Source organism: Citrobacter sp. RHB35-C17, from assembly GCF_013816795.1.
Lineage (GTDB): Bacteria > Pseudomonadota > Gammaproteobacteria > Enterobacterales > Enterobacteriaceae > Citrobacter_A > Citrobacter_A amalonaticus.
In genome coordinates, this window is the sequence record NZ_CP057150.1 from 2731256 (window position 1) to 2745180 (window position 13925).

12 protein-coding genes and 3 tRNA genes are annotated in these 13925 nt (G+C 47.7%); 1 reads left to right on the top strand and 14 read right to left on the bottom strand.

Going from position 1 to position 13925, the window contains the following annotated elements:
• Positions 1–20: 20 nt before the first annotated feature.
• The 4 genes from HVZ37_RS12950 to HVZ37_RS12965 all read right to left on the bottom strand — a co-directional run bounded on the left by HVZ37_RS12950 (position 21) and on the right by HVZ37_RS12965 (position 2651).
• Complete coding sequence (locus HVZ37_RS12950; protein WP_043000313.1) at positions 21–686, bottom strand: YecA family protein; 666 nt, start codon at positions 684–686, stop codon at positions 21–23.
• Positions 687–797: 111 nt separating this feature from the next.
• The gene (locus HVZ37_RS12955; protein WP_061069997.1) at positions 798–1262 is read right to left on the bottom strand and encodes a hypothetical protein; all 465 of its coding nucleotides are present in this window, start codon (positions 1260–1262) and stop codon (positions 798–800) included.
• Positions 1259–2032 (bottom strand): winged helix-turn-helix domain-containing protein, encoded by a 774-nt coding sequence (locus HVZ37_RS12960; protein WP_061069996.1) that lies wholly within the window; start codon positions 2030–2032, stop codon positions 1259–1261. Before HVZ37_RS12960 ends, HVZ37_RS12955 begins: the two co-directional genes overlap by 4 nt.
• Before the next feature lie 106 nt (positions 2033–2138).
• Positions 2139–2651 (bottom strand): LuxR C-terminal-related transcriptional regulator, encoded by a 513-nt coding sequence (locus HVZ37_RS12965; protein WP_043000311.1) that lies wholly within the window; start codon positions 2649–2651, stop codon positions 2139–2141.
• A gap of 710 nt (positions 2652–3361) precedes the next feature.
• Here HVZ37_RS12965 and HVZ37_RS12970 point away from each other — a divergent pair.
• Positions 3362–3724: a RidA family protein gene (locus HVZ37_RS12970; protein WP_044267006.1), complete on the top strand. Its 363-nt coding sequence runs from the start codon at positions 3362–3364 to the stop codon at positions 3722–3724.
• Between the two features lie 112 nt (positions 3725–3836).
• On the opposite strand, the gene HVZ37_RS12975 is transcribed toward HVZ37_RS12970, so the two are convergent.
• From HVZ37_RS12975 to uvrY, 10 genes are all read right to left on the bottom strand, one after another.
• A complete protein-coding gene (locus HVZ37_RS12975) occupies positions 3837–4457 on the bottom strand; it encodes a LysE family translocator (RefSeq protein ID WP_181627578.1) in 621 nt (206 codons plus the stop codon).
• Positions 4458–4540: 83 nt separating this feature from the next.
• Positions 4541–5347 carry an AraC family transcriptional regulator gene (locus HVZ37_RS12980; RefSeq protein ID WP_181627579.1) on the bottom strand — a complete coding sequence of 269 codons (807 nt, stop codon included), beginning with the start codon at positions 5345–5347 and terminating at the stop codon, positions 4541–4543.
• A 181-nt stretch (positions 5348–5528) separates the two neighbouring features.
• Positions 5529–8588 carry an autotransporter outer membrane beta-barrel domain-containing protein gene (locus HVZ37_RS12985; protein WP_231912838.1) on the bottom strand — a complete coding sequence of 1020 codons (3060 nt, stop codon included), beginning with the start codon at positions 8586–8588 and terminating at the stop codon, positions 5529–5531.
• Between the two features lie 614 nt (positions 8589–9202).
• Entirely contained in the window at positions 9203–10099 is an 897-nt protein-coding gene (locus tag HVZ37_RS12990; RefSeq protein ID WP_181627580.1) for an alpha/beta hydrolase, read from the bottom strand.
• Between the two features lie 208 nt (positions 10100–10307).
• Positions 10308–10394 (bottom strand) — tRNA-Leu (locus HVZ37_RS12995).
• 12 nt (positions 10395–10406) lie between these two features.
• Positions 10407–10480: transfer RNA gene (locus HVZ37_RS13000), tRNA-Cys, on the bottom strand.
• Between the two features lie 49 nt (positions 10481–10529).
• Positions 10530–10605 (bottom strand) — tRNA-Gly (locus tag HVZ37_RS13005).
• A 150-nt stretch (positions 10606–10755) separates the two neighbouring features.
• Complete coding sequence (gene pgsA, locus HVZ37_RS13010; protein ID WP_042318323.1) at positions 10756–11304, bottom strand: CDP-diacylglycerol--glycerol-3-phosphate 3-phosphatidyltransferase; 549 nt, start codon at positions 11302–11304, stop codon at positions 10756–10758.
• Between the two features lie 56 nt (positions 11305–11360).
• The gene (gene uvrC / locus HVZ37_RS13015; RefSeq protein WP_043000306.1) at positions 11361–13193 is read right to left on the bottom strand and encodes an excinuclease ABC subunit UvrC; all 1833 of its coding nucleotides are present in this window, start codon (positions 13191–13193) and stop codon (positions 11361–11363) included.
• Entirely contained in the window at positions 13190–13846 is a 657-nt protein-coding gene (uvrY, locus tag HVZ37_RS13020; RefSeq protein WP_043000305.1) for a UvrY/SirA/GacA family response regulator transcription factor, read from the bottom strand. Before uvrY ends, uvrC begins: the two co-directional genes overlap by 4 nt.
• Positions 13847–13925 lie beyond the last annotated feature (79 nt).

Below are 13925 nucleotides of genomic sequence, written 5' to 3' on the forward strand. Positions count from 1 at the left end.
GGGCGTCAGCCCCTTTCTTTTCAGTGCAGACAGCACTGCTTGTATTTTTTACCGCTTCCACACGGGCATGGATCGTTGCGGCCGACTTTCACTTCCGCTTTCACTGGCACCTGCACTGGCGTTTCCTGCGGGTGCGCCATCCAGTATGCATGGAGATCCAACGCTGCCAGGCGGATCGCCTCAACGCTTTCTTCAAACGCTTCCGGGGTGAGTTTCTCAACCACCTCGAAATTCTCTTCTGTACCGTGCAACGCAATGGCGTCAAGAGCGGGTTTCAGTGTATCCGGTAGCGCGGACCAGTCGGAAAGCGCAACGCCGCGCATGTAGCCGAAGCACCACTCTTCCACGATGGTAATCTCACGCCCTTCAATTTCGCGCAAACCAAACAGCGGTTCAAACTGTTCCGGGAAATCATTCAACCGGTCAGCGGTGTCCGCCATATGCTGGAAAGCGAGATTCATAAAACGCGTCATCTCTTTTTCAGAGGACCAGCGCGGCACATATTGCGCCCCACCCCATACGGCAACCAGCCACTGCTCTGGCTCAATTTCACGTGGTGAACTGAGTACAGCCGTCAGCAGTCCATCCAGTTCTGCCACGTCAAGAATGGCATGTTCGGTGTTGTACTTGGTCAGCACATCATCCAGCCACTCCAGTTCACTTTCGTTCAACGGTCCCGTTTTCATCATACTTGTCCTCGGTAAACACTCTCGCCAGCGGCTATCTTACATGGCGAACGAGGAAACGGATACTGATTGCCGCGTGGGACACCTCACATAGGGTACCCATTCTCCTCATCATTTCTTTCTGCAAAACAGATACGGCACATTGGCGTTTGAAAAGACATACGCAGATTGATACTCATCCACGGTCAGGGTCAATTCACCACCTTTCTTCAAAAAGAATGGAGATAATATCTTTTCGAGTTTTTCATCCGTCACGGTATCGGAAAAGGTTTTGACAATGCGTACTGTATGTAAAATCCGCGTTCTGAACTGCTGGGTATAGTTAAAATAGACCAGCCGATTGACATTAATCTTTGTCTCGCCATCCACTTTACCCGTAATGACGGCCAGCCCTTCTCGCTTGTGCATCTGATAGGAAACCACGCCAACGAAACGGGCATCACCAACATTCCAGTCAGCATCACCAATACAATCCAGGTATGACGGTTTGAATAGCAGATATAACAGGTAAACACCGGAAATCACCGATGTGCTGAACAACCAAATCAGGAGTAATACAACCGTATTTTTACTCATTGGAGTAAATTCCAGAAAAAATGAGATGAACAAAATGCCTCAGTGTCAGATCGAACATCTTTGTTGCACACAAAAGCCACAGCACGTCCGGTTTTGGCGTAGTCAGAGAGAAAGATATAATTGTTGTCCTGGCAAAAGTTCGGATATTTTTTTATCAGCGCAGCGTAATTATCAGTGACCGACTGCGTCACTTCATAATAGACATGGCAGCGATTATCATTTTTCTTATCCATGTGCAGGGCCACAAAATTCTGAAATGGCATTTTCAATCGATTCTGATACATAAACATGCAGTTTATTATCGTCACAATAAAGAAAAAGGATATTCCAATGCGTAGCCCGCGGGATTTGTTCGGTAGAATGCTTGCGGTGCATTCTTTTTCACTGGTTAGCGTTTTGATTGCTGAATTTTCAGAAATAGCAAGATTCTGAAGAGGAAACGGTTCAATCACAATATCTGATGATAATGTTAGTCCTTGACGGGAAATAGTTTTTACCATATGTCTTGGTAATCCTATCTCTTCCAGTGTCTTACGTAATGTTAAAATAGTCTGATAAAACGTATTGGGCAGGGTCACAACATCACGCGCTTTCCAGCCTTCGTTTACCAGTTCTTTTTGCGCGATGACCCTACCCTGATTCAAAATAAGATAAAGGAAACATGCCGTGGCGGGTTGCTGTAAATAAACAACCTCTCCAGTTGATTGATTTTTCAGGCTTCTGGTCTGCGGATTGAACTCTACTGTTCCATTAATTAAGTACAATATCATCGCGATGTCCTTTGGATAATTCCCGTTATCCCCCTAAAATGGTTCTTCATCACCGTGTCGTCCCCTGGACATGTTGCCCAATGGAATAATCGATAATTCTTAAAGCCTATGGCAAAAATGTGATACTGCGTTCACAGGAATATTTGGCTCTGAAGACGCACCAGTTGCGCATAACCTGAAGAAACAATGCAATATTCTTCATATTCATTTTCCGCAACGCTCTTAACTGACTATTGCTGATAGCTCCCTCGCTGAGCAGCATGTTTCGTGCAATGGCGCGCTTTCCGAGTCCCGCCAGATAATATTCAATGATTATCCGTTCCCTGTTCGACAATGATCGGGTATGCAGAGGGATCCGCTTATTCTGCTTTAGCTGATCCAGTACGTAAAAGTACTCCGTTAAAGGCGCATTTCGGGTCAATGAATAGCATCGTAGTTGTGTAAAATGCGTTAACGTATCCATTGTATCCGCACGCAGACATTCAATACTGTTTGTAATATAAACAGTACCACCTCCTGGATCAAAAACAACAATCTCAGGTGATTTATCAAGACCAGTAAAGAACAGTATTTGCTGCAGACCAGCAATAAAGTACTGATCATGTGAAAATATATGCATTATTCGTTAACTCCACTTGTAACAGCGATATTTCCAGGATTTGAAATTGCATGCTAAATTCATCTATTACAACATTATATTTTTACCGTTTCCACAGAGTCGATTCCTTTCGCCTGGCGATACATTCCTGAAAATTAATTGAAAAAATCAAACAAAAACACAATAAAGACAGCTACCCTCTTTGTGATATTGATTATTGCTGTAAATATCTTAAACTGTCATTTTAAATAGCCTTAAACGACCTTAAATGAAACATATCTTTCATCTCAAGTAAAAATCAGGCTTGTAACCGAATGATTTATAAGAAGATACAACAAAGATATCAAGCCATCAGTGCACAATAAAATCATATTAAAGGAATATTGATGAGTGATGCAGTCCTGAGATCACCCGTCTCATGCAATGACGCCGGGATAAGCAGCCTGAGTTTCTCACTGACCATAAGAAGTTTAAATACGTTACTCATTCTTTACACCGAATGTTACTTACTAAAAATAATGTTATTTTCTTACCTGGATCGAGAAGCCTCCCCTCTGGAGAAACGCATTAACCACGTCGGAGTATTTATAAAAAATGATAAAAAAATCTTTAAGGACATTTGACCTTTTTTATTTCTCATCTTTGAAATATCCCTTTATCATGAGAATGTCTGAGGCTAGTATGGTGACAGAAACGACCCCATGTAAAACCAAAGGATAATGACTTACATTATGACGACGATTACAAGGCATGAAATAAATGAAGACTGGGCGCTTGCCGGAATGGTTGAGGCTGGCGGTTTTATCTTTGTGAGTTACTGTGTTGGAAATATCGGACAACCCATTGAGGCACAAATCAATGGCGCGTTTGATAATCTGAGTGAAAGGCTAAGCACTATCGGCCTGACGCTGCAGTCAGTCGTGAAAATTGATGCGCTGTTCCGCGACGTGTGGGATATTCCGGTGATGGAGAACGTCATGAAGCAGCGCTTTCATGGCCAATTTCCGGCCAGAAAATCCATTCAGACTGAATTTGCTCATCGCGGAGGCACATCAGGAATGTTGTTTCAACTTGACGCCATTGCTTGCCGATAATATCCCATCCTATTACAGAGCGTTCTTGCGGCGTAATGAATAAACTCACCGCAAGAGCAATTCTCAGGAATAACCTTCCCACAGAAATAGTATGCCATAGACCTGACTCGCGCTACCCACGCTGGGTTAACAATAAATTCACCGCCAGACTCACAAAACCACATGAAAACAGGATCCGTAGTCCCGACAAAATCATCGGGTGGTTTAATACCTTCGTGCGCATAAAGGATGAAAAAACACCATACAACATGAACACGAGCAGCGTCATTAACATGAAGATCAGACTCAGTATTAACATATCGGTTGCCGGTGCGGTTGATGTGGTTTGAATGAATTGAGGAAGGAAGGCCAAAAAGAACAGTGACAACTTGGGATTTAACAGATTGATAAATATCGCGTGCAGGATCACTTTTACCCTTGACTGAGAAATGTCGCAATCATCCGGTTGTAATGTTGATTTCTCTTTTATGATATTCCACGCCATATATAACAGCCACACGACCCCGGCATATTTGATGACGCTAAACGCCATTTCACTGGAGTAGAAAATGGCGGCTAATCCCGTGATGGCGGCCAACATATGCGGAACAATCCCCATTGTACATCCCACGGCAGCCAGCAAACTCATCGCTGTCCCCCGCGACAGCCCCATCGCGATGGTGTAGATAGCACCGGTTCCCGGCGAAATAATCACAATCAAAGAGGTTAATAAGAATTCGATACTGATTAGCATGACGTTATCTCTGGTAAACACAAAACAGGAGAGGCAGTGTTTATCAGGATACCCCTGCAGATCTTGTAGAAAATTGCAGATGGTTAATCCACCATCGCGGAACGATATTGCCCCGGCGTGATGCCTGTCTGTTTCTGAAATGCATGAGTCAGATGGCTTTGATCGGAAAAACCAGCCATTAATGCAACATCAACCGTTCTCTTGCCCTGTGCCAAGAGTTTTTTTGCCAGCCGAACTCTGGACTGTAAAAGATAAGCATGCGGCGTCATCCCCACCTCCCTGGAAAAACGGCGAATGAGCTGGAATCGGGAGATGTCACACAGACTGGCTAATCCTGTCAATGTCATGTTCTCCTCCGGGGCATCATCAATGAACTCTTTTACCCGTCGTACTGTCGGAGAAGGCAGAATACGCGGTGCGGCAGAAAGGGTGTGGTGCCGTCCAGCCTGCATAAGGCAACGCATGATCATCTCTTCAATCGCCATAGCATCAGGATCATCGGCAGCGAGCTGATGAAGAAACTGCCTAATCATCAGACCAAGAGTAGGATCGTTAGCCACAGGCTTCAGGGTTAAATCACCTGTGGGTATGTCGGTATTCCATTCTTTTATAAAGACGTCAGGATTGATGTACAACATGTGCCAGCCCCGCGGACCCGTAGCGGGGATCCCGTCGTGAATTTCGCCGGGATTGACCATGATGATATCCCCTGTTACCGCATTTACATTGCCGATATTACTCCATGAGCGATGGCTTCCCTGGATGAAAACCCCAATGCCGAATTGATCATGAGAGTGACGAGGGAACGCGCGCGCTGAATATAACGACAGTATTTCAACATCAGGTATCACACGACGGTACTGCTTCACCTGATGAACGTCTTTTTTCATGGTCGTTTTCTCATGGTCATGGAGGGAGATAAACATCGATTCTCTCAAGATACCCTCTGAAACGAAGACAGACGACCCATCTTTTGTAATTAGCTGGAACAGACTCGACTCAGGCCCGAATAAAAAAGGAGCAGATTTTACCCTGCCCCTCACCCTTCTCATGGAATATCCAGTCCCATGCTTACCAGTTGTATTTCACACCCACCATGCCCTGGGCATTGCTGTAGTGGTCGCTCCCCACTTGCCCGGAGATATTTCCCCAGACCGTCAAGCGAGAGGAGAGTTGTCCTTCCACACCAATTTTCAGTTCTGCCAAATCTTTTACTCCCTGGACGTCATTTGGCATCTCACCCATGGTCACTCGCGGGCTGTGTGAGTTGTGGATCCAGTTCGCTTCAACAAATGGCTGGATGCCTGCCATCTTGTCCTCTTCGACGGTGGGTTTACGATTGACGTATGCTCTGACACCCAGACTGGTCATCAGATTACCGGTGCTATCCGCCTTCACCGGCGTGCCATTACGTTCCCGATGATCGTCCGCCTGCACATCCATCCAGACGATCTGAGCTTTGGGCTGGATCCAGTAGGTCAATTGCTGACTTTCTGCAACCTTCAGGCTGTAACCCGCCTCAACCGCAGCCGTGATGCCTTTGGATTTATACGTTTCACTTGCCTGATACTGACCATTGACGGTGTTATCAAACCAGTTATAGAGCATCCAGGTGTCCACATAGCTTCCGGATTGATCAGGTTCGTTGGCATACCAGGTACCATACAGACCCACACTGTAACCGTCGACCGAACCACGGGAATGATGGTTATTTAACGCTGATGTGGTGCGGCTACGGCTGTTGGCATAACCCGCCATTAGCCCAAGATGCCAGCGGTCCAGACCATCTGAACTCCACTGCGCCAGATCGCCGCCAAGTTGCAGCACATAACTATTGCTCTGGGTTTTTAACTGTTCGCTATCGTCGTTAAAGCGCGTATGACTTCCCACGTTGCGTATCCACATGCTGGTAGTTTTACTCTCACCAGTTAGCGCATCGGTATACTGCGTTTCGCCAAGACGATCGTGAAGCCGCGAAATGAACAGGGTATTGGCAGCCAGGTTATTAGCCAGATAACTGCCAAATTCCGGGCGAATCTGTGAAGGACCACCAGGGTGAACCGGTGCCTGCGGGATTTCTGGCGAAGCTGGCACGCCCGGGTCAACGGGGTCACTCAGCCCCCCAGTGCTGCTTAAATACCAGTTGCTGCCGCGCCGGATCACATTGTAATCATACGCACCGGCAACAATGCGACTCTCTTTCTCGAAAGTCCCACTGGAGTTTCCTGCAACATTGACAATTTCAATCCCTTCGACCGTCTGCGCGCCCATGCCACCAATATTATTGATTGCCACCAACGTGTGGCCGGAGGTATTTCCCTCTACGATGAGTTTGTCCGTTGCGGAGTTATCCCCTCCGAGTACCGTGTTCATCATCAGGGTGCCACCGCCGGTATAATCGCCTTCCACAGTCAAAGACTTAAACGCGCCAGTATTGCCCGGCGCCAGCATATTCACTCGCCCGCCCGACAGCGACAGGTTAGTGACATGCGAATTGCCAGTCATGTTCCATACCGCGCCGTTAGTGATATTCATGTCTACGACACCCTGGCTGGTCGACGTTGTTGTTGCGGTATAACTGGCCGCGGTTAACCAGGAGTTGGCATTATTGAGGGTCATATTCAGCGTACCGCCGTTTGTCGCCCCAATATCGCCGTCAATCTGAACGGTTCCGGTTTCTGATGTGTTCACATCAATCAGGCTTCCATCGCCTGATGAGAACAGCGACCAGGTTATCGCAGGATTATCATTGATAAATAACCCTTTCTGAATATCCGCTTTGCCTCCGGCAAGAACTTCAATCCCGGAAATATACTCCGCCTGAGAACCTGAAGTGGAAACCGTCAGGTCATCCTGAAATTCAGCATAAGTCGTTTCTTCGGGACTGCCATAAAGATAGACACCCCGAGTTGTATCCACGCCGTTTAATACGGAAATAGACGTTCTCCCTTTGAAGAGGGCCTGACTTTCCCACAGGTAGAGTCCCGTGTTGTAATATCCCCCGTTGCTCTGGAGTTTGAAATCCGCATTGGCGATTAATGATGAGGTATCCATCAGCGCGACGCCTCTAAGCCAGTGCCCATCTAACCATCCAAGATATTCGTGTTCATATTCACCACGCGTACCGAGTGGCGTCAGGTTTTCACCAATCAGGGTCGTGTCGCTGTTAAAGACAAAATCTGTCGAGTTAGCAGAAAGAATGTCCCCCCCAACATTGTCACCAAAAAGATTGTCTATATCTCCATGGACAATGGCTTCAATGAGCGTAGTGCCGGTGAAGGTGAAACGCGAGCGGGTGAGGTAATCGCTACTCACTCTGGATAAAATACCCTGGCTGCTTTTCAGATGGATGAAATTTGCTTCCAGATTCACGCTGTTGACGACATTATTGGCCATCGGGTAATTAGCCGATCCTGCATCTCTCCCGGCCATGATTGCAGATTCATTTGTATCAATCAGAATGTTATCCGCCCTGACGTTCACTGAACTGCCCCCGGCTATTAATATCCCGATGCGTCTGTCAATCGAGTAACTCCCCGGATCGCCATCAACATTGATGTAAAACAGCCCTCCGTTAAAATTCAACTCTCCCCCATAAAGACCAATACCATGGCGGTGCGTAGAAACCTCATCGGCCAGAGGCACGAGCACTGAGAGATTGATTTTATTTTCACCATCGCTCTCAAAATTTAGTACCCCTCCAGGCCCGGCGAAGAGGCCATAGATATCGGAATAGCTGTCTTTAACAACATTGCTGACAACAACATTGCCTCCGGTAAAGGTCATCGTTCCGCTAAGTGTCCCTCTTTTCCAGGCATAAACCGCAGAACTGTTATCAACGGGATTATTATTAAACCCTATAATGCTCAATGTCTTGCCCTGAGCAATGTCAATATTCATCCTGCCATTAGTCGTATTAAGTATTGAACGCTGGTAATAAAACATTCCGGTATATCCGCTGGCATCCAGCAACACATCACCCGCCGTTACGGTATGATCACCCGAAGCAATCTGGTTTATGCCGGTGGTGTAATTCCGGCTGACTAATTCTTCCGTGTAGACAGGAAAAGCAACTATAACGGTACAACCTGAAGCTGCTAATAATATCTTTTTCAATATCCCTTGAATCATTTGTCTGTCCTCCTGATAAGCATTTTCATTGCCAGTGTCGCTGCGATAACGTTTTTCCCCAGAAAGAAAATTTCCCGGCTAATGATTTTAAATAAAACAATAACACTATCTCCTCACTACGATATATTTCATCAATACCAGGTTCTTAATAACAGCGTATAACCTTGCTAATTAAGATAATTAGCATCCAATTCCCATTATTCCGATTTATTAAAAACCAATACTCCTGATAAGAATTCTCTTTGTTTTTAAAAGAAATATTACTTTTCAGGCATCATATAAAAGCCGGTAGAATATAAAATTAGATGCACAGAAAGCCACCAAAACTGTACGTTTCAGAATAATGGCCTTCATGTTAAATGATAAAATACTCTCGTAACATCAGATGATTTCATCTACTGAAAGATGAAGAATAGAAATCACCCGTATTAAATATAGCCAGAAAAATGCCAAATGTATAGGGCTATTTATTTGTGAAAATATCATTTTATTTTTATCATTGACTTGTTAAATAGAGGCGGGATTATTCCTGGTTTTACAGCCCAGAATATATCTCTGTTGCGTATTATATTGACGCGCTTTGTTTGACGCCCTATTTACAATGTTTCAGGTGGCTAAGAATGAATAAAGGATGCGATTCGGCGTATTGCGCGACTGGCCTCCGGTATCTTGCCAGCGGATGACTGGAAGACGTGCCACATACCTTTCCACACTTCAATTTGAACGTTAACACCCGCCTCTGTCGCCTGTTTCGCAAGGCGGATCGCGTCATCGAGAAGTAATTCATCGCTTCCTGTCTGTACCAGGAGAGGGGGAAGTCCGGTCAGATCGCCAAAAAGAGGAGAAACCAGCGGATTTGAGGTTTCGGCATCAGAACAATAGTATGCGACGGTTTGCCGCAAATCCTCAATAACGATCAGCGGGTCCTTATCTGCACAGGAAGAGATGCTGTCGCCCGATAAGGTGTAATCAAGCATCGGAGATAATAAGAAACCGGAATGCGGCAACGGAAAATTTTCACTTTTGAGTAGCAGGAGCAGAGATAAAACCAGCCCTCCACCGCTTGAGTCACCGCCGAGAATGATCTCATCAGGCCGATACCCCTGCGCTAATAGCCACTGCCACGCATATTTGGCATCCATCAAACCGGCGGGAAAGGGATTTTCAGGAGCTAATGAATAGTTGAGCGTGAGGGCATTCACGTTTGCATAATGGACAATATGTCCAACCAGTTTCCGGTGTGTGATGCTTGATCCCTGACTGTTACCTCCGCCATGAAGGTACAGAATAACTTTCCGCTTTTCGGCCTGCGAATGTCGCACCCACTCCGCTGAAATACCCTCTTCATCAATTTCTTCTGTGCTGACATTTTCGGGTAACGGAACATTCTTTGCCCCTTCTTCCCATACTCTTCTTTGCTCATGAAGAGGCGTGTTAAGCACGAAATCTACATTGCTTGCGTAATTCCTGAAAAGTGCGTCTCTTTTGCGCTTAGCTTCAATGCTTAACATGATGTCGCCTCACTGCGAATCGCCAGACTGGAGATCAGTATACAGAAAACGCGTTCGGTTTCAGCACAATACACCATAAACTCTCGTCCATGAAATGACGCCCACAGACGGTTACCAGACAATCTGGAGGCAAATTTCAGACACAAAAAAACCACCCGTAGGTGGTTTCACGACACTGCTTATTGCTTTGATTATTCTGCTTTTCCCATGGTACCCGGAGCGGGACTTGAACCCGCACAGCGCGAACGCCGAGGGATTTTAAATCCCTTGTGTCTACCGATTCCACCATCCGGGCTCGGGAAGAAAGTGGAGGCGCGTTCCGGAGTCGAACCGGACTAGACGGATTTGCAATCCGCTACATAACCGCTTTGCTAACGCGCCTTAAATCTTTGTCTTGCGACTGACACCCGCAACTGCCGATGTCTTAATCTGGAGCGGGAAACGAGACTCGAACTCGCGACCCCGACCTTGGCAAGGTCGTGCTCTACCAACTGAGCTATTCCCGCATCATCAAGTAAATCGTTAATCACTTGATTTTACTATCGTCTGGCAATCTGCGCTGCCGTTCGATGCGTTGCATTCTACTTACCTGACGCAATGAGTCAACGATATTTTTCGCCACTTACGCTCGTTTGCTGAAATTTACGGCGAAACGATCACTGATCAAGCAAATCCCCACGCGCGGCGTTCAAATACTGGAACATTGACCACAGCGTCAGGACCGCAGCGACGAAGAACAGTGCAATCCCCGCGTACTCCACCCAGATATTCGGACGCCACAGCAGCCAGGCCAGCGCTGCCATTTGCGAGGTGGTTTTGACTTTGCCGATCCAGGAGACCGCCACGCTGCTGCGCTTACCCAGTTCCGCCATCCATTCACGCAGCGCGGAAATGATGATTTCACGTGCAATCATCGTGGCCGCGGGCAGCGTCACCCACCAACTGTGATAGTGCTCGGTCACCAGTACCATCGCAATTGCCACCAGCACTTTATCCGCAACCGGGTCGAGAAACGCACCAAAACGCGTACTCTGGTTCCAGCGACGCGCCAGAAAACCGTCAAACCAGTCGGTCACCGCAGCGATACAGAAGATCAGCGCAGCAACGAACGGCGCCCAGGTGAATGGCAGATAAAACACCACGACAAAGAATGGGATAAGTATGACGCGAAACAGCGTAAGCAACGTTGGAATATTAAATTGCATAGTGACGGGTAACTATCTGTTGTCAGAGAATTTACCCCTATGTTGCTACAGCGGACTCAATGTTTCAACGACCAGAAGATCTTTTCTGCCAGTCCTTGCGAAATACCCGGCACTTTTGCAATTTCTTCAACGCTGGCGTTACGTAATCCTTGCAAACCACCCATATATTTCAACAACATTTGGCGACGCTTCGGTCCAACGCCTTCGATGGTCTCCAGCGTACTGGTGTTTTTCACTTTCGCCCGTTTTTTACGGTGGCCGCCAATGGCATGATCGTGGGACTCATCGCGGATATGCTGAATCACATGCAATGCCGGCGAATCCGGCGGCAAGCTAAATCCCTCACCTTCCGGTTCAAAGAACAGCGTTTCCAGACCGGCTTTACGGTCAGCGCCTTTTGCAACACCTAACAGCAGAGGGTGGTTTTTATCCCAGGGGACATCCAGCTCGGCGAAAACGGCCTTCGCCTGCCCCAGTTGCCCTTTTCCGCCGTCGATCAGGATCACATCCGGAATCTTACTTTCTTCGATGGCTTTACCATAACGGCGACGCAGTACCTGATTCATTGCCGCATAGTCATCGCCCGGCGTGATACCGGTGATATTGTAGCGACGGTATTCCGCACGCAGCGGCCCGTTCGCATCAAAGACCACGCACGACGCCACCGTCTGTTCGCCCATCGTGTGGCTGATGTCAAAACATTCCATCCGTTTTACAGCTGGCAGCTTCAGCACGGTTGCCAGCGCCGTCAACCGTTGGGTAATGGTCGACTGCTGAGAGAGTTTCGTGGTCAGCGCCGTGGCGGCATTGGTCCGCGCCAGTTTCAAATAACGCGCGCGATCGCCGCGGGGTTTGGTCTGCACATTAATACGACGCCCCGCCAGTTCAGAAAGCGAATCGGCCAGCAGCGTTTTGTCGTGCAGATTGAAATCCAGCAGGATCTCGCCAGGCAACGTGCGCATCTGGCTGCCCTGGAGGTAGAATTGCCCGACGAAGGTTTCTACCACTTCGCCCAGTTCAGTCCCTCCCGGCACTTTCGGGAAATAACTGCGGCTGCCCAGCACTTTCCCCTGGCGGATAAAGAGCACATGGACACAGGCCATCCCGGCATCAAACGCAACGCCGATCACGTCCAGATCGTCCCCCGCGTTGGAAACGAACTGTTTCTCCGTCACCCGGCGCACGGCCTGGATCTGATCGCGTATACGCGCAGCCTCTTCGAACGCCAGATTTTGACTGGCTTTCTCCATCCGCGCGATCAGTTGAGTTAAGACCTGGTCATCTTTACCGGATAAAAACAACCGAACATAGTCAACCTGCTGCGCATACTCTTCTTCACTCACCAGGCCTTCGACGCAGGGCCCCAGGCAACGGCCGATCTGGTATTGCAGACAAGGGCGCGAGCGATTGCGATAAACGCTGTTTTCACACTGACGGATCGGGAAAATTTTCTGTAACAGCGCCAGCGTTTCACGGACGGCATAGCCGTTGGGAAACGGGCCAAAGTATTCGCCTCGGGTATGTTTCGCGCCACGGTGCATAGCCAGCCGGGGATGCGTATCCGCGCTGAGAAAAATAAAGGGATAGGATTTGTCATCACGTAACAGCACGTTGTAACGCGGCTGATACAGCTTGATATAGTTGTGCTCGAGCAGCAACGCTTCCGTTTCGGTGTGCGTCACCGTCACATCGATTTGCTGAATGAGCGCAACCAGCGCTTCGGTCTTACGCGAAGCCAGGTTGCTGCGGAAATAGCTGGAAAGCCGTTTTTTCAGGTCTTTCGCTTTACCCACATAGATAACCGTACCACCGGCATCATACATACGATAAACGCCGGGTTGACTGGTTACGGTTTTTAGGAACGCTTTCGCGTCAAACTGATCGCTCACTGGCTTGTTAACGTCTCCGCATTACACAGGCCATGGCGAATTGCCAGGTGAGTCAGCTCTACATCACCATGAATGTTTAGTTTACTGAACATACGATAGCGATAGCTGTTCACCGTTTTAGGGCTGAGATTCAACTGCTCGGAAATCTCATTCACCTTCTGACCTTTAGTGATCATCAGCATAATCTGCAATTCGCGCTCAGACAAACTGGCAAACGGGGTTTCCGTTTTTTCGGGTTCAATCTGGCTTAATGCCATTTGCTGGGCGATGTCAGAAGCAATGTAGCGCTGCCCGGAATAAACCGAGCGGATGGCACTTACCACTTCCTGAGGCGCAGCGCCCTTACTCAGGTAACCTGCGGCTCCGGCCTGCATCACTTTTGCCGGCAACGGGTTTTCCGTGTGAACGGTCAACATAATCACTTTAATATCGGCAGTTGAACGCGCAATTTTGCGCGTGGCTTCAAGGCCACCAATACCGGGCATGTTCATGTCCATCAACACGACGTCGACGGTGTTGGCGCGACACCATTTAACGGCATCCTCACCGCAACCTGCTTCACCGACAACTTTTATACCCTTTATATCTTCAAGAATGCGTCGTATCCCTGCGCGCACCAGTTCGTGGTCATCAACAAGAAGAACGTTGATCAAAGGAATATCTCCAGAATAGGGATAACGCTACTGATAGTGGATCGCCACTATATTAGCGGGTTTTATCTCAACTTTAAAA